Here is a 21,826-nt window from a genome sequence, read left to right as displayed (position 1 = left end):
TGGTCCGACCAGCCCCTGGCCAGCGCCGCGGCGATGACCATCACCGAGTCGTGGACCGAGCGCCCCGTGGTGCTGGGCCTGGCCTTGCTGCTGGGGCTGATCGTGATCGTGATGACGACCTACGGCGTGCGCCACGTCGTCTTCACCCTCAGCCGCCTGTTCAGCGGCCAGCGCTATCCGTACGCTGGCATCCACACCGCCACCTGGCCGCAGATCACGGTGTTCATCGCCGCCCACAACGAAGAGAAGGTGATCGCCGGCTGCCTCGACGCGCTGCTGCACACCGACTACCCGCCGGAATGCATCCGCATCGTGCCGGTCAACGACCGCTCGCAGGACGGCACACGGGCCATCGTCGACGACTATGTGGCGCGCTTTCCGGGTCGCATCGTGCCGTTCCACCGCACCGGCGGCAAACCCGGCAAGGCCGCGGCGCTCAAGGAAGCGATGGCGCTGGCCGTGGGCGACATCGCCATCATCTTCGACGCCGACTACACGCCCGGTCCTGGCCTGCTGCGCCAACTCACCGCGCCATTCTTCGACCCGGAGGTCGGCGCCGTGATGGGGCGCGTGGTGCCGGTGAATGCGGGCACCAACCTGCTCACCCGCATGCTCGATCTCGAACGCGCGGCCGGCTACCAGGTCGACCAGCAGGCGCGCATGAACCTGCGCGCAGTACCGCAGTACGGCGGCACCGTGGGCGGCGTGCGCCTGTCGGCGGTGCAGGCCGTCGGCGGCTGGCACGACGACACGCTGGCCGAAGACACCGACATCACCTTCCGCCTGCTCATCAACGGCTGGAAAACGGTCTACAACAACCGCGCCGAGTGCTACGAAGAGGTGCCGGAAGAGTGGGCCGTGCGCATGCGCCAGGTGCGCCGCTGGGCAAAGGGCCACAACCAGGTGCTGTTCCGCTACTGGCGCCAGCTGCTCACCAGCCCGTACGTCACGTTGCGCGAGCGCATCGACGGTCTGATGCTGCTGCAGGTCTTCCTGATGCCGCCGGTGCTGCTGCTGGGCTGGTCGCTGGCACTGGTGCTGTACTACCTCAATGCCGGTTCGCTGGTCGCGGTGTTCATTCCGCTGATGGCGCTGGTCGCCTATGGCGCGCTGGGCAACTTCGCAGCGTTCCTGGAGATCGTGATGGCGGTGCTGATCGACGGCCACCGCCGCCGCATCCGCCTGCTGCCGATCAACCTGCTGTGTTTCTTCGCCAGCCTCTTCGCGATCTCTCAGGCGCTGCTCGAATCGATCACCGACCGCCTGCTGGGCCGCGAGATGGTCTGGCACAAGACACTGCGATACCGCGTGGCGGTGAAGGCATGAGCGCCGATCCGGACCTGGCGCTGGCGCTCTTCCTGCTGGTCTGCGCGGCGCTGTTGCTGCTGCCGTTCTACCCCGCCTGGCGCGAGTGGCAGCGGCCCACCGACCGGCTGGCCCTGCGCATGGCGGCCGGCGACGACAGCCAGGCCAGCCTGGCGCGCCTGTTGCGCCAGCAGATGTCCCAGTTGCGCGGCAGCGGTCAGGCCGTGGCCTCCGGTTCGCTGCAGGACGTCCTGTCCGGCATCTCGCCGACGCTGGTCGACCGCACCGACGGCGCGGGCACCAGCGATGCCCAGGCACAAGGCCTTGCGTTCGCCCAGGGCAGCTGCTTCCAGCAGATCGATGCGCCGCGCATCGTGTTCGGCCACCGTCGCCAGCCGGAACATGACGGCTCCGAGGCCCACCGCCAGCCCGAACACGCCCCGATCATGGGTGCACAGCGCTGGGGACTGCACGGCTGGCGGGTCGCGGGCGACTGCGTCATCCAGGGCGGCCAGCATTTCAACGGCTCGCTGGTGGTCACCGGCCTGCTGTCGATCGGCAAGGGGGCCTGTGTGGAAGGCGACGTCAAGGCGCACCAGGGTGTGCTGATCGGCGAACACGCGCGGGTGACCGGCAGTGTGGTCAGCGATCAGGGCGTGCGCCTTTTCGACGACGCATTCGTGGGCGGTCCGCTGGTCTGCGAAACGGTATTGCAGCTGGGCTCGGGGGCCCGGCTTGGAAGCCTGCGCGCGCCCACCAGCGTCAGCGCGGCCGTGATCCTCGCCGGCGACGGCGCGACCGCCCACGGCAGCGTGCGCGCTTCGCAGGCCGGTCTGGTGTGGGGCCCGGCATGAACCCGGTCCGCGCGCTGCGCCGCCTCACGACCACAAGCCTGCTCGTCCTGTGCATGGCCACAGGCACCCTTGGTCACACGCAGGTGCTGGACCTGGGCGGCTACACCGATACCTCGGGCGCCGTCGCCATCCAGCACCGCGGCAACACGGTCGACCCCTACTTCACCCTGCAGGCACTGCTGCTGGCCAAGGAGAACGGCCTGGACACCCGCGGGCTGGACGTGCCGTGGGCACGCTGGCTGCTCGCGCGGCAGAAGCCCGACGCCACCTTCGACCGCTTCTGCCGCAACGGCCCGGTCTGGCAGCCTTGCAAGACCGCCGACGCCGACGATGCCCTGCTGGCCCTGTGGCTGCGTTTCATCGACACGCTGCCGGCTGCAGTACGACAGGAACCCGCCTTCGTGCAGAGCGCCGCTGCCGCCAGCGCCACGCTGCTGCGCCTGGTGAGCCCGCCCACCGGCATCTACCTGGTCTCGCCGGTCTACATGCACGGCCTGTTCATGGACAACCTGGAGGTGTGGACCTACCTGCCCGCCCACGCGGCCACGCAGAACAAGGCCCGCCCTTCGTTTGGCGCCTCGATCCAGTCGGTGTTCTGGGACCCCGAGCGTCTGCGCTACCACGTGTCGACCCAGCCCGAGCAGAAGACGGCCGCCAGCAAGTTCTACCCCGACGCCGTGGCGCAGATCTTTCCGCACACGGTGAACTTTCCCTTCATCCCCGGCGGCGCGAAGGCGCACTACCGCCGCTGGATCACCGAGCACCGCGCCGAATGGCTGCGGCAGGTCGAGACCGATTTCGCCTGGGGCCTGATCGCGACCGTGTCGCTGCACCAGGGCGACCTGGTCTCGGTGCGCTGCTGGCAACAGAAAGCGCTGCCCGCGCGCCACGGCCCGCACTGGACCGTGACCGACGAAGTGGTGCAACAGATCCTGCAAGCGCGTTCCATCGCTCCCCAACCTCCTGAAAAGAACTGCCAATGACCAGCTACCTCGCCTGCATCGGCACGCGCCCCGAGATCATCAAGATGGCGTCGCTGCACCGCGTGCTCAAGGCGCGCGGCGACAGCATCCGCGTGCTGCACACCGGGCAACACGAAGAGATGGCGCACGTGCTCTACCGCTTCTTCGACATGGGCCCGGACCTGCAGATCCGGCTGCAGCGCACCTCGCCGCGGCTGGGCAACCTGACCGCCGATCTGCTGGACAACGTCGACCGCGTGATTGCCGAGACCAGGCCCGACGTGGTGCTGGTGCAGGGCGACACCAGCTCGGCCCTGGTCGGCGCCATGGCCGGCTACTACAACGACCGGCCGGTGGCGCACATCGAGGCCGGCCTGCGCACCGGCGAGCGCGAACCGTTCCCCGAAGAGAAGAACCGCGAACTGATCGGCCGTCTGGCGCACTGGCACTTTCCGCCCACCGAGCAGTCGCGCGACAACCTGCTGCGCGAAGGCATCGCGCCCGCCCAGGTGCACCTGGTCGGCAACACGGTGATCGACACCGCGCTGTGGGTGCGCGAACACATGGCCAGCGATGCCCTCGCCGCCCTGCCCCCGCCACTGCCCGAATTCCTCGCAGCGCATCCGGGTGCGCACCTGCTGCTGGTCACCGCGCACCGGCGCGAGAACTGGGGCCAGCCGATCCGCAACATCGCCACCGCGGTCGGCCAGCTGCTGCAACAGCACCGCGACCTGATCGTGGTCTGGCCGATCCACCCCAACCCCGCCGTGCGCAACGACGTCGAGTCGGTGTTCAACGGCCTCAGCCCCGAGTGCCGCGCGCGCGCCTGCCTGACCGACCCGCTGGACTACCCCGCCCTGATCACCGTGCTCGCGCATTGCCACTTCACGCTCACCGACTCGGGCGGCATCCAGGAAGAGGCCTCGGCGCTGGGACGTCCGGTGCTGATCGCCCGCGACAGCACCGAGCGACAGGAGCTGGTGCAGGCCGGCGGGGCGCTGCTGGTCGGCACCGACACCGCGCGCATCGTCGAAGCCGCGTCGCGCCTGCTCGATCAACCCGAGGCCTACCAGGGCATGCAGCTGACCACCAGCCCCTTCGGCGACGGCCACTCGGCCGAACGCATCGCCGACATCCTTTCCACCACCGCCTGAACCCGGAGGCTCCACCATGCACACCCCCATGAAACTGGCCGCCAGTGCGGCCGCCCTGGGCGCCTTCGCGGCGCTGACTCTCAGCCTGCCCGTGCGCGCGCAGTCGTCCCTGATGGAGCCGTCGACCACGGCGCCGCGGGAGCCGGTCATGCCTTCGCCGGAGGCATCGGCACAGCCGGGCGCGACGCGCACCGACCTGCTGCTCTACACCAGCGCGCAGCACCTGACGGCTGGCCTGGGCAACTGGAAAGAAATCGGTGTGCGCGGCTCGCACACGATGGGTGCCCATGTGCTGCAAGGCGAGGCCGCGACCATGCGCCGTTTCGGCGAGTCGGGCAACTTCATCGGCCTGGGCGACACCTACTCCTTCGATCCCGACTGGTTCGGCAGCCTGTCGGTCGGTGCCGGAGACGGCGCGTCCTACCTGCCCCGCGCGCGGATCGACGGCTTCATCCACCGCAAGCTGCTGGCCGACCGCAACCTGATCGCCAGCCTGGGCGCGGCCTACTACCGCGCGCCCGACGGCCACAACGACCGCAGCGCCAGCCTGGGCGCCACCTACTACTTCAGCGAACCCTGGATCCTGCAGGGCGAGGTGCGCTTCAACAACAGCCGTCCCGGCAGCGTGACCACGCGCCAGCAGTTCGTGGCCCTCACCTGGGGCCGCGACCAGCAGACCCAGATCACGGCGCGCCACGCCTGGGGCCGCGAGGGCTACCAGACCATTGGCAACGGCGACGCCCTGGTCGACTTTTCCAGCCACCAGAGCAGCCTGAACCTGCGCCACTGGCTCGGTGCGGACTGGGGCCTGGCCGCCGGGATCGAGCGCTACCACAACCCCTACTACCACCGCGCCGGCGCCACGCTCGGCCTGTTCTGGGAACTGCCATGAACCCGGCCAGCCAGCTCACCGTCGGCCCGGCGCAACAGGCAGCCATCCACGAGGCCACCGTGCGCCTGGCCCGTGCCTCCCGGTCCGCCGGCGCCACACCGGACAACGCCAGCCTGCGCATGACGCCGCGCGGCGCGATCGAGCTGCTGCTCATGGCGGTGCTGCCCGGCGCTGCCCTGCTCGCCGTGCGCCCGCAACTGATGGACGCATGGCAGAGCGTGATGCTCTGGTGGAGCCAGCGTCTGGGTCTGCCGCTGGAACTGGTGCGCACAGGCGACAACACCTCGCTCGAATGGCTGGTCAGCTACACCGGCAGCCTGGTGCCCACGCCACTCACCGGTGTGCTCACTGCTGCCGCGGTGATCGGCGCCTTCGCCAGCACCTGGTGGATGAGCGACCGGCAGGTGCCGCTGAAGTACCTGGTGCGCACCCTGTGCGTGGTCCAGGCCAGTGCCCTGCTGTTCTTCATGTTCACGCCCGACCGCTTCCCCTACACGATGACCGGGCACCTCTCAGCCATGCTGAACGCCGGCTTCTACCTGATGCTGGCGATGCCGCTGCTGCTGGCGCTGGGTTGGGGTGTGCTGCGCGTGCCGCTGCACCAGAAGCTGCTCTACCCGGTGCTGATGCTCGCGTACTTCGCGGTCATGCTGCCGCACAAGGCCCTGCTGCACGCGGTGGTGGTGCAGCACTTCTCGGCCCTTTTCATGCCCATGCTGTACCTGTGCTTCGGCGCCGTGCTCGACCTGATGGTGTTCGTGGCGCTGTATGCCTGGCTGGCCAGCACGGCCCCGGCCCGCGCGCTGTCCGGAGGAGATCGGCGATGAAGCGGTGGTGGCCGGCCATCCCGACCCGTCTGTGGGTGCTGCTGGGCGCGTTGCTGCTGCTCGGCGGTGTGGCCACGCTGTACTCGCGTTCGCTCGCGACGGGTCCTTCCATCGTGCTGCTGGTGCCCAGCGAGGCCGCGCTGGCGCTGCCGGTGACGCAGGCCTGGATCGACGCGGCGCAGGAAGAAGGCCTGTCGTTGACGCCCATGACCGACGACACCTTCCTGCGCTATGGCGGCGACCGCCAGCGCATCGCGGGCGTGATCCTGCCCGACACGGTGCACCCGCAGGCTTCCGAGATGCTGGTGAACCAGCTGCACCGCTATGTCGAGGCCGGCGGGCAGCTCTTCCTCACCTTCGACGCCGCCCTGCTCGACAGCCAGAATGGCTTCTACGCCGCTGCGCAGTCGCGCCTGTCCACGCTCGCGGGCGTGCGCTACGCCATGTACGCCCAGCTCAAGGACCAGACCATCGCGCTCGGCCCGGTCTACGGCAGCGCCGGGAGCGTGAAGACGCTGGGGCTCCAGCCCGGCAAGTTCGACTTCAGCACCAGCACCCGGCTGCCACTGGGCGAGCTCACCACCTACGGTTACCCGCACCTGCGCCACAGTCATTTCCGCACCGATGCGCCGACCAGCGCCAGGACCCTGCTGAGCTCGGAGAACGGCGACGTGGTGGTGTCGACCAACCACTACGGCAAAGGCCAGGTGCTGTTCGCCAACCTGCCCCTGGGCTACCTCAAGACCCGCACCGACGCCTACCTGCTGCACCGCCTGCTCGGCCATTTCGCCAGCAGCATGCTGCAGCAGCCGCACCTTTCACCGGTGCCGCAGGCCATCGGCGGCCTGGTGCTCAACCTGCATGTGGATTCCAACGCCTCGCTGAAGCCACTGAAAGTGCTTGACGAGGCAGGCTGGTTCGACCAGGGGCCGTTCTCGATCCACGTCACCGCCGGCCCCGACACCGAGAGTGAAGGCGACGGGCTGGGCGTGGGCGTGAAGGACAACCCCGACATGAAGTCGTTCCTGCGCCGCCAGATCGCGCGCGGACACGAGGTCGGCAACCACGGCGGCTGGAACCACAACCTGTTCGGCAAGCAGGCCAGCGAGGCCAACCGCGACCGTTTCGAGCCCATGCTGGCGCTCAACCAGATGAGCATGAGCGCCGCCACGGGCTCGGTCCCCAGCAGCTACTCGGCGCCCATGGGCAACCAGCCCGCCTGGGCCACCGCCTGGTTGCGCCGCGAAGGCTTCAAGGGCTTCTACTCCACCGGCGACAACGGCCTGGGGCCGACCCGCTCCTACGAGCAGGGCCGCCGCCCCGAGCCATCGAACCTGTGGGCCTTTCCAGTGTCAAGCTACCGGCGCGTGGCCACGTTCGAGGAGATTGGCAACGAAGAGCCGCCCGTGCCACCGCAGGAGATGGCGGCCTACCTGGCCGATCTCACCCGCTTCGTGGCCGACACGCACGAGGCCCGGCTGTTCTACTTCCACCCGCCGGCCGCGACACAGCACCTGGTCAGCATCGACGTGTTGATGGCCGAGAGCCGGCGCCTGGCCGACCTCGGACGCTTTCGCTGGTACACCATGGCGCAGCTCTCGGACTTCATGAACCGGCGCGCCCTGGTGCAATGGCAACCCACACCCGGCGAAGGCACGCAGGGCGGGTTCATCGCCAGCAGCAGCGCGAGCTTGAACCAGCTCGCCTGGGTGCTGCCAAAGGGCGACAAGAAACAGTTCAGGGTGGTGCGCGGCCATGCGTCGGTGCGCCAGGACGGCCCCGACTGGATCGTCACCGCCGACGGCGATGACCGACAGCTGCAGGTGCAGTGGCAGTGAGTGCGGCGGGGAGCCCGGCCGCGGTTCAGGCCGCGATCCGGGCCGGCAGCAGGCGGTCGTATTCCGCCTTGACGACCCCGTAGCACTCGCACACACGTTCTTCCAGCGCGGGCCGGTCGATCACCGTGATGTGACCGCGTGCGTAGCGGATGATGCCCATCTTCTGCAGCTTCAGCGCCGCCTCGGTCACGCCCTCGCGGCGCACGCCCAGCATGTTGGCGATCAGCTCCTGCGTCATCACCAGCTCGTTGCCGCTGAGGCGGTCCAGGCTCAGCAGCAGCCAGCGGCACAGCTGCTGGTCCAGCGAGTGGTGGCGGTTGCAGACCGCCGTCTGGGCCATCTGGGTGATCAGGGCCTGCGTGTAGCGCAGCAACAGGTGCATCAGCGGGCCGGAGCGGTTGAACTCGTCCTTGACGGCCTGGGCGCGCAGGCGGTAGCCCTTGCCAGCGCTCTGCACCACCGCCCGGCTGGGTGTGGTTTCACCGCCCATGAACAGCGCAATGCCGACCAGGCCTTCGTGCCCCACCACCGCGATTTCGGCGGACGCGCCATCCTCCATCACGTAGAGCAGCGAAATGATGGCCGTGGTGGGGAAATACACATGGCCCATCTTGCTGCCGGATTCGTAGAGCACCTGGCCCAGCGGCAGGTCCACCGCTTCCATCAGAGGCTTCAGGCGCTCCCACTCGGCCGGCGGCAGGGATGCCAGCAGGTCGTTGGCTGACGGGTCGATGATCTTTTCCATGGCGGTTCTCATTGCAGGCGCGACGCCTGGAGACGGGGTGTGTGACGTTTTCGACTGTAAAGGTCGCAGTGTGCGCCGTATGTGCGCCAGCGTACATACATCAATGTCCCGCCCGTGTTTCTCCTCTGTGCGTCACTGCACAGACCGGCCACCGGCCGCCTGCCAGCATGTGACGAGGCGATCTTTGCGCCACCGCCGGTGGCGCCGCGCCTGGGGAACACCGCATGACATGGATGTCGATCGAACACAGCCGCTGGGCCTACCGGGCCGATTTCGTGCTCTACGGCAGTGCCGTCATCGCGCTGGGCGCCTGGCTGACGCTGCTGGGGCCGACAGGCAGTGGCCTGGAACTCGCAGCGCTGGCGGGTGCGGGCCTGCTGGCCTGGAGCGCGCTCGAGTACGCGTTGCACCGCTTCGTGCTGCACGGCCTGCCGCCGTTCAAGGGCTGGCACCGTGAGCACCACCGGCGCCCCGCGGCACTGATCTGCGCCCCCACCCTGCTCAGCGCGTCGCTGATCGGGGGCCTGGTGTGGTTGCCGGCCGTCGGGTTGATGGGCCAGTGGCACGGCAGCGCGCTCACCCTGGGGGTGCTGACCGGCTACCTCGGCTACGCAGTCACCCACCACGCGGTCCACCACTGGTCGTCGAATGCTCTCTGGCTGCAGCGGCGCAAGTACTGGCACGCCCGCCACCACCACCTGCAACAACCCTGCTGCTATGGCGTGACCAGTGGCTTCTGGGACCATGTGATGCAGACCGCGGGCCACAAGACCGTCCGGCAGACCGCCGGCCCACGGCGAAGCTGAACACCCTTGTGCGACGCGGTTCAGGCCGCGTTGTCCAACGGAATCACACGGCAGCTGTCTGACGGCAGATCGCCCCACACCAGCCGCGCACCAACCGGCAACGTCTGGGCCTGCAGCGCGTCACACGCGGCCAGCACCGCAGACGCATCGCCCCGCAGCAGCACACAGCGCAGCCGCCGGCCCTCGCGCACCAGGGTGAGCTCGGCGCGCGGCCAGTGCACCGGCAGACAGGGCGTGAACCACAACACGCCGGCTTCGATGTGCAGACCGAGAATGGACTCCAGCGAGGCGCGGTGCAGCCAGCCGGCCGCGCCGGTGTACCAGGACCAGCCGCCACGCCCCGCGTACGGCTCGGCGCTGTAGACGTCGGCCGCGACCACATACGGTTCCACCCCATACACCGCGCCCCAGCGGGCCTGCGCGGCGCGGTGCGCCGGGCTGAGGTAGGTGAAGTAGCGGTACGGCGTGTTGTGCGCGTACGGATGTCCGGGCTCGTTCAGCGCCACCGCCGCAGCGGCCATCAGCGCCCAGACCCCTGCGTGGGCGTACTGCCCGCCGTTTTCGCGCACGCCGGGCGGATAGGCCTGGATATAGCCCGCGCTCGGTTGTGCGTGCGTCAGCGGCGGCGTCAGCAGCCGGATCAGGCCCAGGTCCGGGTCCACCAGCTGCGCCTCGACCGCGTCCATCGCCAGCCGCTGCCGATCGGGCGGCGCCTGCCCCGAGAGCACGCCCCAGGCCTGAGCGATCAGGTCGATGCGGGCCTCGGACTGCGTGGCCGAACCCAGCGGGCTGCCGTCGTCGAAGAAGGCGCGCCGGTACCAGGCCCCGTCCCAGCCCGTGGTGCGCAGGGCCTCCTGCCATCCCGACAGGGCGCTCTCCCAGCGCTGCACCCGTTCGTCCTCGCCGCGCGCACGCGCCAGCGGCAGCCAGTCGACCACGATGGCGCACAGGAACCAGCCCAGCCAGACCGACTCGCCGCGGCCCTCGATGCCGACGCGGTTCATGCCGTCGTTCCAGTCGCCCCCGCCCATCAGCGGCAGGCCGTGTGTGCCCACCCGCAGGCTGTGGTCGATGGCGCGCGCGCCGTGTTCGTACACGCTGGCGCTGTGTTCGCTGACGGCGGGCGTGTCGTAGCGGTCTTCGGCACCTTCGGGCACGGGCGGCCCGTCGAGGAAATGCACCGCTTCGTCGAGCAGCGCCGCATCGCCCGTCGAGCGCAGGTAGTGGCTGGTCGCGTGCGGCAGCCACAGCAGGTCGTCGGAAAAGCGCGTGCGCACGCCGGCACCGCCCGGCGCGTGCCACCAGTGCTGCACGTCGCCCTCGCCGAACTGGCGCGCGGCGCAGCGCAGGATCTGCTGGCGCAGCATGTCCGGCCGCGCCCACACCAGCGCCATCGTGTCCTGCAGCTGGTCGCGGTAGCCGGTCGCACCGCCGGCCTGGTAGAAGCCGGCCTTGGCCCACAAGCGCGAAGACACGGTCTGGTAAAGCAGCCAGCGGTTGACCATGGCATCGAACAAAGGGTCGGGCGTGGCCACCTGCGTGGCGCCGAGCAGGCTGTCCCAACGCGCCTGCACCGTGCGTTCGCGCTCGTCGGCGTCGGTGCTGCGGGCACGGTGCATCAGCGCACGCGCCGATTCGGCATCGGCGGCATGGCCGAGCAGGAAGACCTGCTCCAGCGTCGCGCCGGCGCGCAATGTGAGCGGGCGCGACAGCGCGGCGCAGGGGTCCAGGCCGTGACCGCTCTGCCGGCCCAGGCGCTGCGGCAGCACCAGCCGGCCCGACGCGTCAAAGAACGCGCGGCGGTCGCAGGTCCAGTCCATGCCCTCGGGGTCGTCGACGCCTGCGCGCGATTCGCAGAAGAACGCGGTGCCACCGCCCAGCCCGCCCGCCGCTTCGGTCTGGGTGCAGAGCAGGCCGATCAGGCCGGCGCCCGGCGCGCCCATGATGTGCGGCCGCGTGACCAGGCTGGCGCGGTCGCTGCGCTTCTCGCCCATCATCCACTCGACCATGCCGACGATGCGCAGGTGCGCCTTGCCCGTGCCGCGGTTCTCCAGCCGGATGCGCACCTGCTTGACCGCGTGGTCCGCGTCGACACACCAGCTCACCGTGATCGCCAGCGAACCGCGCTGGTGTCGGATCGTGGTCAGGCCCTGGCTGTGCACCACCTCGTGGTGCAGGCCGGCCTCGCCCCAGGCGCCCGGCGCCACGCTCCAGATCTCGCGGCTGCGCCGGTCCTGGATCAGAAACCACTCCGCCGGCGGATCGGCCACCGGGTCGTTGGCCCAGGCGGTCAGCTGGTTGAGCCGGCTGTTGCCCGCCCAGGTGTTGCCCGCCCCGCTGTCGGAGACCAGCGCACCGAAGTCCGGGTTGGCCAGCACATTGACCCACGGCCGCAGCGGCGCCACGCCGGCACCGGCCTCGAACACGAAGTCGCTGCGCGCGCCGCTGAAGCGGCCCACCGGGGCGCGCAAGGCCGTCTCGCCACCATGCAGCGGCACCGGATCGGACGCCACGCTCAGCCCGATCCACAGCCGCGAAACCGGTGTCTCGTGGCGCTCGCACCAGGCGCGCACCTGGTGCGCCAGGGTCTGCCCGTCGGCCTGCAGCTGCACCCGGGCCAGCGCCTGCAGTGTGGCGATCTGCTCCGGCGAGAGTTCGTCGGTGCGCAGCAGGTGCCAGCCGGTCACGGCAAGGCCGGGGCGCAGCTGCAGGTCGGCCTCGTGCTGTTCGGCCAGCAGCCCCAGCTCGCGCTGCAGCGGCATCTCGTACGAATGCGTTTCGCGGCTGAGCACCACCACATCGCAAGCCACGCCACCGCGCGACCATTCGCGCAGCACCAGCGCCAGCACCCGCAGCAGCCCCAGCCCCTGCGGCGCACCGGCGTGCACCAGCAGCAGCGGACGGTCGCCCGAGATGCCCAGCTGCCAGAGCGCGCGGCGGTCGCTGCGTGGCGACACATCGACCTGCAACGCAGGCACCACGTCGGCCCGGGGCAGCGTGAGCACCATCGCGGTGGTCAGCGCCTGCATCGCCGGCAGGTGGTCGGTGCGCGGGCGGTACGGCAGCGCCGGAATGCCGGCGAGCGTGGCCGACACCACCGAGGAGCGCTCCACGTAGCTGGGCTGCCGGTACTTGTCGATCACGGCCATCAGCGTCCCTGCGTCGTCGCTGGCCGCGGTGGCGAAGGTGACGGTGGCCTGCGCGCCCGGTGCGATGCGCAGCCGCACGCCCAGCACCGCCACCGGGTCCAGCCCAGTGTCCAGCGCCACCGGCTCCAGCGGCACCGGGTCCAGCTGCGCCAGCGGCTGGCCCGGCGCGTGCAGCCGACCCAGCCATTTCAGGCGGTCGGTCTGGCAACGCAGACCCAGCACCTCGCCCTCGACCGCGGCCACGAAGTGCGCCGCCTGAACCGTGTTCTCGGTGTGCAGCCGGGGCGTGCGCACGCAGCGCAGCGCCTGCTGACCGGGCAGCCAGTCGGTCTTGACGAACAGGTTGGAAAACACCGGGTGCGCCTCGTCGGCGGCGTGGCTGGTCAGGGTCACCTCCAGCGCCGAGATCAGCTCCAGCTCCATCGTTTCGCTGCTGCGGTTGGACAGCACCACCTTGCGCAGCTCGATGTCGTCTTCCGGGCTGACCCAGACCGTGGTGTTGGCGCGCAACTCAGGCCACGCCGCGTCGAAACACACGCGGTCGGTGTGGAAACGGCACTGGTAGCTGGCGCCCGGATCGGGCGCGGGACGGCTGGTGAGCGAGACCGGCGCGCCGCCCTCGCCCATGCGCAGGTAGAGGAAGGCGCCGCTGGCGTCGCGCAGCGCGTCGTCGCGCCAGCGGGTGATGCCGGTCTGCCCCCAGCGGCTCCAGCCCGCGCCGCCCGCGCGCAGCGTGACGCTGTAGCGGCCGTTGGACAGCAGATGGGTCGGCTCCAGCGCCTGGGCGCCGGGATGCAGGGTGCGCACGTGGTCCGGCAGACGGCGCGACGGGTCCTGCCGTGGCTGGCGCTCCAGCGGCCGCATGGCGGGCAGCTCGCGCGGTGCGCGTTCGTGCAGCAGCGCCATCTGCGCCTCGATGCGCGGATGCGCCATGCCCCAGCGCTGCGCCACGCCACCCAGCAGCACATTGGCCAGGGCCACGATGCTCATGCCCTGGTGGTGTGCCATGAAGGTGTGGACCGGCGTGCAGGCCGTGCCGTGGATCTGGCGCGAAACGGTGAAGTCCAGCGCCTCGATGAAGCCGTAGCGCCCACGCGCCGACAGCACGCTCAGGGCGCGCAGGTTGCGGCAGGCCAGGCGCGCGTCGACCTGCGCGGCCAGCACGGTCGCGTACGGCGCGATCACCCGTTCGGACAGCGGCGTGCGGCGCAGCGCCAGCCGTGGCACGCCCTGCGGCGCGTACTGGTAGGCCAGCGTGTGGTCCTGCCCGGCGTAGGCACTCTCGGAGATGCCCCAGGGCATGGACGAGCCGCGCACGAAGGCGATCTGTTCCTGCAGCGCCGAGCGGCCGGCCTCGGCCAGCGCACTCTCGCGCGGCTGCGCCACCACCAGGGCCGGCATCAGGTATTCGAACATCGAGCCCGACCAGGACTGCAGCACCGCCCGCCGGCCGCTGGCGAAGAACGGCCGCCCCAGCGCAGCCCAGTGGCGCACCGGCACATCGCCCTTGGCGATCGCCAGCAGGCTGGTGGTGCGCGATTCGGAAGCCAGCAGGTCGTAGAAGCTGGTGTCCAGCAGTTGCTTGTCGACCTGGTAGCCGATGTGCAGCAGGTGCCGCTTGGGCTGGTAGAGGAACCGGAAGTCGGCCTCCCAGGCCAGGGCGTCGAGCTGCACCGCAAGAGACCGCAGACGCTGTGCGGCGCGTTCGCCGCCACCTGCGCCGCGGGCGGCCGCGTCCAGACCTTCGGAATGCAGGGTGGCCAGGTGGTCGGCCAGCAGCCAGCGCAGTTCGTCCTGCGGCGTGGTGGGGTGGTTCACGATGGCCGGGTTGCGCGCCTGCAGCACGCTGCCCAGCTCGCCTTCGGCCTCCAGCAGCATCGCGTGGAACGCGGCGCAGGCCGCTGGCTCGCAGGCGTCGGGTGGTTCGGTCGCGAGCAGGCGACCGATCGCGGTGTGCGCCAGCGGCTGGTGCAGCAGCTTCTGCAGCACGGGAAGCTGCGCCTGCAGACGCTCGCGCGAGAGCGCGATGGCGCGCAGGGCTGGGGCGCGGTCGTGCGGATCGCTGGCCAGCGCGGTGCAGGCCTGCGCCACCGCCAGCAGGTGCGCGCAGAGGTTGCCGCTGTCGACCGTCGACACATAACGCGGCAGCAGCGGCTGCAGGGTCTCGGTGTCGTACCAGTTCAGGAAGTGGCCGCGGTGGCGCTCCATCTGCTGCAGTGTGGCCACCGTGGCTTCGAGCCGGGTCAGCAGGTCCTGCGTGCCGATCCAGCCGAACTGGCGTGCGCAGGCCGTGGCCAGCAGGTACAGCCCGATGTTGGTCGGCGAGGTGCGGTGGGCCAGCATCTCGTAGGGCGCGATCTGCAGGTTGTCGGGTGGCAGGTGGTGGTTCTGCGCGTCGACGCAGCGCTCGAACAGCCGCCAGGTGTCGCGCGCCACGCCATCGAGCAGCGTGCGGTCGGCGGCCGGGAGGGCCTGGCGGCGGCGCGGCCACGGCGTGTTGGCGCCCCAGACCAGCAGCGGCGCCAGCCCCCAGAGCGCGAGCACCGCCATCGCCAGTGCGCCCGGCGGCGTGGCCAGCAGCCAGAGCCCCGCCATCCACAGCAGCGCGCCGGCTGGTTCGGCGCGGTGGCGCCGCAGCGTGGGCCACAGGCGCGTGCTCAGGCCGGCCTGCGCGGATTCGGCGGTGGTCCATTCGAGCAGGCGCAGCCGGCTCACGGCCAGCCGGTGCAGGGTGCGCAGCGCGGCGTCAAGCGACATCAGGGCCTGCTGCTGCAGCAGCGCCAGGTGCCAGAGCCCGCCGCCCACGGCGCGCGCCAGATCGTGCGCTGCGGCCAGCGCAAAGCGTTCGCCCAACAGGTGCCAGTGTCGCGGCACCCAGGCGGCGAGTGCACCCATCAGCGGTCCGGCGGCATAGGCGGCCACGGTGAGCGCCAGCGCCACCGGCAGCGTCAGGCCGAAGCCGAGCATGGCCAGCCCGATCAGCAGCAGCGAAGCCGGCGCCACCAGCGAACGGCGCAGGTTGTCCAGCAGCTTCCACCGGTTGATGGCACCCAAGGGCCAGAGCCGGTGCCGCAGCAGGAAGGGCAGCAGCTGCCAGTCGCCACGCACCCAGCGGTGTCCGCGCGCGGCGGCCGCGTCGGCATGGGCGGGTTCCGGTTCGATCAGGGTCACGTCGCTCACCAGCGCGCAGCGCACCAGGGCGCCTTCGAGCAGGTCGTGGCTCAGCACCTGGTCGATTGGCAAACGACCGCCAAGCACGGCGTGCAGTGTCGCGACGTGCAGCAGGCCCTTGCCGGTGAAGCTGCCTTCGCCGAACAGGTCCTGGTAGACGTCGGAGCTCATCGCGCTGTAGGGGTCGATGCCGCGCTGGCCGTCGAACAGCCATTGCCACGCGGTGCGCGGCTCGTCGCCCGCCAGCGGCGGCACCACGCGCGGTTGGAGGATGCCGTAGCCACGCGCCACGCCGCGCCCGCTGGCGTCCAGATGCGGCTGGTTGTGCGGATGTTCGGCCACACCGACCAGGGTGCGCAGGCGGCCCGGCGGCAGTTGCGTGTCGCTGTCCAGCGTGAGGATGTAGCGCGTGTGCGGCGCGGCGCGCGAGAGCGCACCCAGATCGAGGAACGGCCCGGCGCTGTCGGTCGCGAGGGCGGCGACCAGTTGCTCTAGCTTGCCGCGCTTGCGCTCCCAGCCCAGCCAGCGACCCTGCGTGGCGCTCAGTTCGCGTGCACGGTGCAGCAGCAGGAATCGCGACGCCTGTCCCCCTGCGGCGGGGTAGCGGGCGTTGAGCGCGGTCATGGCCTGTTCGGCGAAGGCCAGCAGGCCCAGGTCGTCGGCGTGCTGCTCGGTGTCGGCGTCGGCCCAGTCGCTGAGCAACGCGAACTGTGCGAAGGCTTCGGGGTTGGCCAGGTGGTGCAGGTGCAGCCGGTGCACCAATTGCGTGATCGCCGCGCGGTGGCTCAGCATCGCGGGCACCACCACCATCACGCGGGCCTCGGACGGTATGCCCTCGGCCAGCAGCAGGCGCGGCAGATGCGACGGTTTGACCGACTCGCCGATCAGGCGGTTGAGCACCGCCACCGCGGTCTCCGACGCTGGCAGCAGCATCAGGGCCGCGAGCAGCAGCGTGCCCAGCTGTGTCACCCATCCGGCCGACAGCCAGCCTGGCTGGCGCAGCAGCATGGCCACCAACAGCAGCGAACCGAGCAGCAAGACGCCCAGGTAGGCGGGGGTGCGCGAGACCGACCATGCGGAACGCCACCATTGCGCCGCGCGCCGCTGCAGGCCCAGCCCTTGCTCCATCGCCACCCGGCCTTCGCCCTGCAGCCAGTGCGAAGCCAGCGCGGCATCGTCGGTGTGTGTGCCCATCAGGCCCAGAAGCACCTGAGCTACCGCCGACTCGCTCTGCCCGCTCTGCGCCGCCAGGCGCTCGATGCCGTGCAGCGTGGTGTTGCGGGTGGCGTCGTCTTCGGCCGCGAACACCGGCGAGGCCAGCATCACGCGCACCACGCGGCTGGTGCGCGCGACCAGGTCTGCCCAGTCGGCCGCCCCAATCAGGCGCAGCGCCGTGACCGCGTTGCCCACGCTCAGGTGGTCGGCCGCCTGTGCCGCGTGCTGCTGCGCCTGCAGCGCCGCCAGGTCTGGCTCCTGCTCATGCAACCACCGCCGTACCTGCGACAGCGGTGAGTCGGCACCGGCGTGGGCGACGAGAGAGGAAGCGGAGTGCGCATGGCCGGCCAGGCTCTGCGCCAGGTGCGAGAGGAACACCCGCCCGACGCCACGGCGCTCCATCAGCGCCAGCATGGCCCGCACGCCGTCGAGCGTCAGCCCGCCAATGCGGGCCGCACAGAGGCTGGCGAGTTCGTGCGCCGCGCGGTGGCTGGCGATCCGGTCGGCCAGACGGCGCAGGTTCTCCACCAGCACCACCCGCAGCGTGGTCGGCAGCGCCCAGAGTTCACCCTGGTTGAGTTCGCGTGCATCCTGGTACGCGTCGAGAAACCGCAGCAGCAGGGCTTCGTCGAAGGCACTGTCGGTGTGCGCAACAAAAGCCCAGGCCACGCCGTAGATGCGTGGAAGGCCCACCAGCGGCGCGTCCTGCAGCACCGGCAGCGAGCGGTAGTAGCGCGGCGGCAGGCCCTCGCGGATCTCGCGCAACTGGGCTTCGATCAGGTGGAAGTTGTCCAGCAGCCATTCGGCGGCCGGGCTGATGTCGTGGCCCTCCTGCGCTTCCGCCGCGATGTAGCGGTAGGCCAGGCGCAGCGTGCGCACATTGCTCTGAAGCCGCGGGTAGAAGGTCGCCTGCCCGAAGCGCGCCGGCCCGGCCCGGTGGGTGGCGCCCAGGCTGGCACCGTGCTGGGCAAAGCGCTCGGGGCCGAAGATTTCGGCGCGGATCGGGTCGAGTGCGACGCCGTGCGCGGCATCCAGGGTCTGTGCCAGCCTCTGCGGCACCCAGCTCCAGCGCGACGACAGGCTTGCGGCGACCATGCCTTACAGCATCAGCCAGAAGCCGCCGGCCAGCAGGGTCACCACCAGCACCGTGGTGACCACGCGCCCGGCCAGAAAGCCCTGCATCTGGTCGGCGCCGGCCTGCAGGCTCTGCCACGGCCCGCGCAGGTGACCACACAGGTTCAGATGCTCGCCGAGCACCGACAGTTCCAGGGGAGAGATGTCTGCCGGATGGCCCAGGGAAGCGGTGTCCCAGCTGGGAGCCAGTGAAGAAACTTTGGGCATGGCCAGGACCTCGTGTGAAGGTGGAAGGGGTGGGTTTGCAGCGTGTTCCGGTTGTACGGCGCAGCGTGCCGGCGGTCTGTGCGCCGACGAACAGACCTTGCCGTCTGGCCGCCCTACCGTGGGGCACCAACTCCACAGGAATCCCCATGAACACCCAACAGCCCCGAACCTTGTTCCAGCATCTGAAGGGGTGGCCGATCGCTGCCGCCACCGTGGTCCTCACGGCATGCGCAGCCCCCTATCCGCAAGGCGAGCCGATGATCGTCCAGGCACGCGCACCCGCATCCGACTGGCGCTCCTCACCCGGCCGCGACTACCAGCGGCGCGACAACGAACGGCTCTACGAAGCCGACATCACCTCGGTGCGCGCCGTGATGGGTCCGGGTGGACAGCACTGCTGGATCGAACGCGAATCGGTGGCGCCGCAGCGTCCGGCACCCAACGTGCCCGGCGCGATCATCGGCGGCGTGCTGGGCGGCATCCTCGGCCACCAGGTCGGCGGCGGCACCGGCAAGGACATTGCGACCGCGGGTGGTGCGGTGGCCGGCGTGCTCATCGGTTCCAGCGTGGGCAACGACCGCTACGGCAATCCGGTGACCACGCGCGATGTGCAGCGATGCTCAAACGACGCCGTGAGCAGCGAGCCCGCCTACTGGGACGTGATCTACCGCTTCCGCGGCGTCACGCACCACGTGCAGATGCGTTCACCACCGCAGGGCCGAGGCATCACGGTGAACGAAGACGGCGAGCCGCGCGACTGAAGCGGTGACCGGGTCGGCGGCGGGGCCGATGACCCGGCAAGGGTCCCAAACAAAAAGGGTGGCAATGCCACCCTTTTTGCGCTGGAGGAAAAGCTCAGAGCGGGTTGCGGCCGCTGATCACCCGCAGCAGCACGATGACGATGGCAATCACCAGCAGGACGTGGATGAAGCCACCCAGGGTGGTGGACGTCACCAGCCCCAGCAGCCAGAGGATGAGCAGGATGAGTGCGATGGTGTACAGCATGGAAGACTCCTTGTTTCAACGGGTGGGGGAACGGGTGCGCGAGCGTTTCCAGAACCACACGGCGCCCACAGCGGCCGCAAGGGCCAGCGCCGCCTTCGGATGGCGGCGCAGCAGCGCCAGACCCTCGCTCGCGTCTGGCGGTGTCGCTTCGCGCAAGGCGGTGCGCGCTGGCGTCGGACGCAGCAGGCCCTGAGCGAGAGCGCCCAGCGCCAGCGAGGCCGACGGATGTTCGCGCAAGCCCTTGAGCAGCGGCCACACCACGCCGGCGGCCAGCGCCCCCAGCGTAGGACGGCCCTGCCCGGCGCGGTCGGCCGCCAGCCAGAGCGCCAGACGCTCCCGGCTCTCGGCCAGCCGCACCTGCGCGGCGCTGGCCGCAGCGGGGCTCGGTTTGTACGGGGTGTCGGGTTTCATGGTGCGTCCGGCGTGCGCAGAAGCGCCGCGTCCATGCTCAGCTGCTCACGCAGGCGGGCGAAAGGCTCCTGCGTCACCGGCGCCTGCGCGATCCGAAGCGCCCACAGGCCCAGCAGCGCCGGCACGGCCGGTGTGACCCACAGCAGCCAGGGCATGCGCATGCTTCCCGCGTCGGGCAGGCTGGCCCACAGCAGCAGCGCCACACCGGCCAGCGTGGCTGCGACCAGCAGACAGGCGCCGCCCGCCATTTGCAGGACCAGCCGGCGCTGCAACCGCTCGCCGTTGCGCACCAGCTCCTCGGACAGCAGGCTTGCGTAGGCCGCGGCATGCTCGGCCAGCCACAGGGGCTGTGCCGCCGCCAGACGGAACACCGGATGGATCATGGCCAGGCCCGTGCCTCAGCGACCGGTGCTGCCGTGCCGGCTGAACAGAGCCACCAGGCCCATCAGCGTGGCACCCACCGCGGCCGCGATCAGGACCGACTTGACCGGCTCGTGCTGGATGTAGTTGGTGGTGGCGTCGCGCACCTGCAGCGACTTCTCGCGCAGCTGCTGGGCGCCTTCGCGCACCGCTTCCATGCCGTCGCTGGCCAGGGCTTCGGTCTGGTGCGCGAACTGCCGCAACGCGGTACCGGACTGGTTGCGCGCCACGTTCATGCTGTCGGACACACGGTCCATGCCTTGCTGGGCGGAACGCATGGCGTGTTCGGTGGTCTGCGCGACGGCGTGCGCCACCGAAGCGGCGTCTTCACCGAGGGTCTTGAGGGGATCGTTGCTGGTGTTCATGGGGATGCCTCTGGAATGGGGGAAAAAAAGGGGATGGCCGGATTGGCGTGGATTTACTTCAGGCGCATGTCGTTCTTGACCGAACGCACGCCACCGACCTTCTGCACGAGTGCGACCGCGCGCTGGATGTCGGCCTCGCTGCGCACGAATCCGCTGAGCTGGACCGCACCCTTGTAGGTCTCGACATTGATCTCGGCCGACTTCAGCACGTCGTCCTGGAAGATCGCCGCCTTCACCTTGGTGGTGATCGCGGTGTCGTCGACGTACTGGCCGGTGCTTTCCTGGGTTGACGACGATGCGCAGCCGCCGAGAAAGGCGAACGACGCGGTGGCGAGCAGGACGAATGCAACATGTGACTGGAGTTTCATGAGGGGCTTTCTGTACGGTGTGGATCGGTCAGCGCCACCGGAGGCGGCGCCCCATGGCAGGTCAGCGAACTGAAGAAACCATGGGGCTGACCTTAGGCCGTGTGTGCGCTGGCGTCGGTGCGCTGGCGCACCATGGCCGCGGTGACGGACCACCGGTCATCCCTGCCGACAGGTGCGCGGGTGTGGGGCGGCGCGTCCACAGATCCGTGACGCATTGCACTGCGCGTCTGGACTGCGCTCCCGGCAAATGTGGAGCGCAAACCGGAACAATTCATTCTTGAAGCATCGGCAGCCATCCACAAGACCGGACGCCGATCCCGCGATGCGATCCATTCAGGGCTCCACCATGAAGACCGACCTGCAGCGACTGTTCGACAAATTCCGGCGCACCCCGGTGCCGTCACCCCGGCCTGTGACGCTGGCCGAACTGCAGTGCATGCGCAACGCCCTGCACGATGCGGTCCGCGACTGCGCCAGTACCAGTTCCCTGCGCCTGCAGCGCCGCATCGCCCGTGCCAGCACGGCCGGCGAGCTGTGTGCCTTGCGGGCCGATGCCCACGATGTGATCGCCCGCTTTCATTGCCAGACGGTCGCGGTGCAGCGCATCCGGGGTATGAAACCGCTGCCGCAAGGGTGCCACCCCTAAAGTAAGCCTATTCGTTGCAAGACGTTACCGTTATCCGGATAATGCTGCGTTGCAACATGAGTACTTTGATCGCTCCCCTGCAACACGGCCTTGAGGACATCCTCGGGGAAATGGTCCATGCCCGCCGCACCGGCGACATGGGGCGGCTGGCCCTGCTTGCCTACTGCGAAGTGCGCCGCTGGGCCCGCCAGGCCGGCGAGCCCGAACTGGCCGACCGGTCCACGGAGCTGATCACCCGCCATCCCCACGCCAGCCGCGACCAGTTCATGGAACAGATCGACGTGCTGATCCACGATCTGGAAGCGGTGCACACGCGGGTGCTCGGCAACCCCCACGCGCCGCTCTGAGCCTG

Annotated in this window: 19 protein-coding genes; 11 read left to right on the top strand and 8 right to left on the bottom strand. The window is 70.0% G+C overall.

Going from position 1 to position 21,826, the window contains the following annotated elements:
- Positions 1-33: 33 nt before the first annotated feature.
- From ACLIJ1_RS01625 to ACLIJ1_RS01595, 7 genes are read left to right on the top strand one after another with little or no spacing between them, the layout of a single operon-like run.
- Entirely contained in the window at positions 34-1,326 is a 1,293-nt protein-coding gene (locus ACLIJ1_RS01625) for a glycosyltransferase family 2 protein (protein WP_411364765.1), read from the top strand.
- Positions 1,323-2,159 carry a hypothetical protein gene (locus tag ACLIJ1_RS01620; protein WP_411363730.1) on the top strand — a complete coding sequence of 279 codons (837 nt, stop codon included), beginning with the start codon at positions 1,323-1,325 and terminating at the stop codon, positions 2,157-2,159. The genes ACLIJ1_RS01625 and ACLIJ1_RS01620 overlap by 4 nt, the downstream gene beginning before the upstream one ends.
- Positions 2,156-3,142: a hypothetical protein gene (locus tag ACLIJ1_RS01615; RefSeq protein WP_411363729.1), complete on the top strand. Its 987-nt coding sequence runs from the start codon at positions 2,156-2,158 to the stop codon at positions 3,140-3,142. Before ACLIJ1_RS01620 ends, ACLIJ1_RS01615 begins: the two co-directional genes overlap by 4 nt.
- Complete coding sequence (gene wecB / locus ACLIJ1_RS01610) at positions 3,139-4,275, top strand: non-hydrolyzing UDP-N-acetylglucosamine 2-epimerase (RefSeq protein WP_411363728.1); 1,137 nt, start codon at positions 3,139-3,141, stop codon at positions 4,273-4,275. Before ACLIJ1_RS01615 ends, wecB begins: the two co-directional genes overlap by 4 nt.
- A gap of 16 nt (positions 4,276-4,291) precedes the next feature.
- Positions 4,292-5,167, top strand: coding sequence for a YaiO family outer membrane beta-barrel protein (locus ACLIJ1_RS01605; protein ID WP_411363727.1), 876 nt, complete (start codon positions 4,292-4,294; stop codon positions 5,165-5,167).
- Positions 5,164-5,994, top strand: coding sequence for a hypothetical protein (locus ACLIJ1_RS01600; protein WP_411363726.1), 831 nt, complete (start codon positions 5,164-5,166; stop codon positions 5,992-5,994). Before ACLIJ1_RS01605 ends, ACLIJ1_RS01600 begins: the two co-directional genes overlap by 4 nt.
- Positions 5,991-7,832 carry a hypothetical protein gene (locus tag ACLIJ1_RS01595; protein ID WP_411363725.1) on the top strand — a complete coding sequence of 614 codons (1,842 nt, stop codon included), beginning with the start codon at positions 5,991-5,993 and terminating at the stop codon, positions 7,830-7,832. Before ACLIJ1_RS01600 ends, ACLIJ1_RS01595 begins: the two co-directional genes overlap by 4 nt.
- Before the next feature lie 25 nt (positions 7,833-7,857).
- Here ACLIJ1_RS01595 and ACLIJ1_RS01590 read toward each other — a convergent pair whose 3' ends face one another.
- Entirely contained in the window at positions 7,858-8,577 is a 720-nt protein-coding gene (locus ACLIJ1_RS01590; RefSeq protein WP_411363724.1) for a Crp/Fnr family transcriptional regulator, read from the bottom strand.
- Between the two features lie 224 nt (positions 8,578-8,801).
- Between ACLIJ1_RS01590 and ACLIJ1_RS01585 the strand changes: the two genes are divergently transcribed.
- Entirely contained in the window at positions 8,802-9,383 is a 582-nt protein-coding gene (locus tag ACLIJ1_RS01585; RefSeq protein WP_411363723.1) for a sterol desaturase family protein, read from the top strand.
- A 20-nt stretch (positions 9,384-9,403) separates the two neighbouring features.
- Here ACLIJ1_RS01585 and ACLIJ1_RS01580 read toward each other — a convergent pair whose 3' ends face one another.
- Together ACLIJ1_RS01580 and ACLIJ1_RS01575 are read right to left on the bottom strand one after the other, a co-directional pair.
- A complete protein-coding gene (locus tag ACLIJ1_RS01580) occupies positions 9,404-18,013 on the bottom strand; it encodes a GH36-type glycosyl hydrolase domain-containing protein (RefSeq protein WP_411363722.1) in 8,610 nt (2,869 codons plus the stop codon).
- Positions 18,014-18,016: 3 nt separating this feature from the next.
- Positions 18,017-18,259 carry a hypothetical protein gene (locus ACLIJ1_RS01575; RefSeq protein ID WP_411363721.1) on the bottom strand — a complete coding sequence of 81 codons (243 nt, stop codon included), beginning with the start codon at positions 18,257-18,259 and terminating at the stop codon, positions 18,017-18,019.
- Between the two features lie 146 nt (positions 18,260-18,405).
- Between ACLIJ1_RS01575 and ACLIJ1_RS01570 the strand changes: the two genes are divergently transcribed.
- Positions 18,406-19,020 carry a glycine zipper 2TM domain-containing protein gene (locus tag ACLIJ1_RS01570; RefSeq protein WP_411363720.1) on the top strand — a complete coding sequence of 205 codons (615 nt, stop codon included), beginning with the start codon at positions 18,406-18,408 and terminating at the stop codon, positions 19,018-19,020.
- A gap of 94 nt (positions 19,021-19,114) precedes the next feature.
- Here the strand turns inward: ACLIJ1_RS01570 and ACLIJ1_RS01565 are convergent, their stop codons facing one another.
- The 5 genes from ACLIJ1_RS01565 to ACLIJ1_RS01545 are packed head-to-tail and all read right to left on the bottom strand — an operon-like array spanning position 19,115 to position 20,828.
- A complete protein-coding gene (locus tag ACLIJ1_RS01565; protein WP_411363719.1) occupies positions 19,115-19,264 on the bottom strand; it encodes a lmo0937 family membrane protein in 150 nt (49 codons plus the stop codon).
- 15 nt (positions 19,265-19,279) lie between these two features.
- Positions 19,280-19,675 (bottom strand): hypothetical protein, encoded by a 396-nt coding sequence (locus ACLIJ1_RS01560; RefSeq protein WP_411363718.1) that lies wholly within the window; start codon positions 19,673-19,675, stop codon positions 19,280-19,282.
- Positions 19,672-20,058, bottom strand: a complete 387-nt coding sequence (locus ACLIJ1_RS01555; protein ID WP_411363717.1) for a hypothetical protein — start codon at positions 20,056-20,058, stop codon at positions 19,672-19,674. Before ACLIJ1_RS01555 ends, ACLIJ1_RS01560 begins: the two co-directional genes overlap by 4 nt.
- 15 nt (positions 20,059-20,073) lie before the next feature.
- Positions 20,074-20,460 carry a hypothetical protein gene (locus ACLIJ1_RS01550; RefSeq protein ID WP_411363716.1) on the bottom strand — a complete coding sequence of 129 codons (387 nt, stop codon included), beginning with the start codon at positions 20,458-20,460 and terminating at the stop codon, positions 20,074-20,076.
- A 53-nt stretch (positions 20,461-20,513) separates the two neighbouring features.
- Positions 20,514-20,828 (bottom strand): BON domain-containing protein, encoded by a 315-nt coding sequence (locus ACLIJ1_RS01545; RefSeq protein ID WP_411363715.1) that lies wholly within the window; start codon positions 20,826-20,828, stop codon positions 20,514-20,516.
- 322 nt (positions 20,829-21,150) lie between these two features.
- Between ACLIJ1_RS01545 and ACLIJ1_RS01540 the strand changes: the two genes are divergently transcribed.
- Together ACLIJ1_RS01540 and ACLIJ1_RS01535 are read left to right on the top strand one after the other, a co-directional pair.
- Complete coding sequence (locus tag ACLIJ1_RS01540) at positions 21,151-21,474, top strand: hypothetical protein (RefSeq protein ID WP_411363714.1); 324 nt, start codon at positions 21,151-21,153, stop codon at positions 21,472-21,474.
- A 56-nt stretch (positions 21,475-21,530) separates the two neighbouring features.
- Positions 21,531-21,821, top strand: a complete 291-nt coding sequence (locus ACLIJ1_RS01535; RefSeq protein WP_411363713.1) for a hypothetical protein — start codon at positions 21,531-21,533, stop codon at positions 21,819-21,821.
- The last annotated feature ends 5 nt before the right edge of the window (positions 21,822-21,826 follow it).

Origin of the sequence: Hydrogenophaga sp. RWCD_12, from assembly GCF_046604225.1 — a bacterium.
Classification (GTDB): domain Bacteria; phylum Pseudomonadota; class Gammaproteobacteria; order Burkholderiales; family Burkholderiaceae_C; genus Hydrogenophaga.
This window is presented reverse-complemented; position numbering and strand designations above follow the sequence as displayed.

Coding starts and splice junctions, on each gene's coding strand:
- ACLIJ1_RS01625 (WP_411364765.1), top strand. CDS start 34: ATGACCATCACCGAGTCGTGGACCGAGCGCCCCGTGGTGCTGGGCCTG.
- ACLIJ1_RS01620 (WP_411363730.1), top strand. CDS start 1,323: ATGAGCGCCGATCCGGACCTGGCGCTGGCGCTCTTCCTGCTGGTCTGC.
- ACLIJ1_RS01615 (WP_411363729.1), top strand. CDS start 2,156: ATGAACCCGGTCCGCGCGCTGCGCCGCCTCACGACCACAAGCCTGCTC.
- wecB (WP_411363728.1), top strand. CDS start 3,139: ATGACCAGCTACCTCGCCTGCATCGGCACGCGCCCCGAGATCATCAAG.
- ACLIJ1_RS01605 (WP_411363727.1), top strand. CDS start 4,292: ATGCACACCCCCATGAAACTGGCCGCCAGTGCGGCCGCCCTGGGCGCC.
- ACLIJ1_RS01600 (WP_411363726.1), top strand. CDS start 5,164: ATGAACCCGGCCAGCCAGCTCACCGTCGGCCCGGCGCAACAGGCAGCC.
- ACLIJ1_RS01595 (WP_411363725.1), top strand. CDS start 5,991: ATGAAGCGGTGGTGGCCGGCCATCCCGACCCGTCTGTGGGTGCTGCTG.
- ACLIJ1_RS01590 (WP_411363724.1), bottom strand. CDS start 8,577: ATGGAAAAGATCATCGACCCGTCAGCCAACGACCTGCTGGCATCCCTG.
- ACLIJ1_RS01585 (WP_411363723.1), top strand. CDS start 8,802: ATGACATGGATGTCGATCGAACACAGCCGCTGGGCCTACCGGGCCGAT.
- ACLIJ1_RS01580 (WP_411363722.1), bottom strand. CDS start 18,013: ATGGTCGCCGCAAGCCTGTCGTCGCGCTGGAGCTGGGTGCCGCAGAGG.
- ACLIJ1_RS01575 (WP_411363721.1), bottom strand. CDS start 18,259: ATGCCCAAAGTTTCTTCACTGGCTCCCAGCTGGGACACCGCTTCCCTG.
- ACLIJ1_RS01570 (WP_411363720.1), top strand. CDS start 18,406: ATGAACACCCAACAGCCCCGAACCTTGTTCCAGCATCTGAAGGGGTGG.
- ACLIJ1_RS01565 (WP_411363719.1), bottom strand. CDS start 19,264: ATGCTGTACACCATCGCACTCATCCTGCTCATCCTCTGGCTGCTGGGG.
- ACLIJ1_RS01560 (WP_411363718.1), bottom strand. CDS start 19,675: ATGAAACCCGACACCCCGTACAAACCGAGCCCCGCTGCGGCCAGCGCC.
- ACLIJ1_RS01555 (WP_411363717.1), bottom strand. CDS start 20,058: ATGATCCATCCGGTGTTCCGTCTGGCGGCGGCACAGCCCCTGTGGCTG.
- ACLIJ1_RS01550 (WP_411363716.1), bottom strand. CDS start 20,460: ATGAACACCAGCAACGATCCCCTCAAGACCCTCGGTGAAGACGCCGCT.
- ACLIJ1_RS01545 (WP_411363715.1), bottom strand. CDS start 20,828: ATGAAACTCCAGTCACATGTTGCATTCGTCCTGCTCGCCACCGCGTCG.
- ACLIJ1_RS01540 (WP_411363714.1), top strand. CDS start 21,151: ATGCGATCCATTCAGGGCTCCACCATGAAGACCGACCTGCAGCGACTG.
- ACLIJ1_RS01535 (WP_411363713.1), top strand. CDS start 21,531: ATGAGTACTTTGATCGCTCCCCTGCAACACGGCCTTGAGGACATCCTC.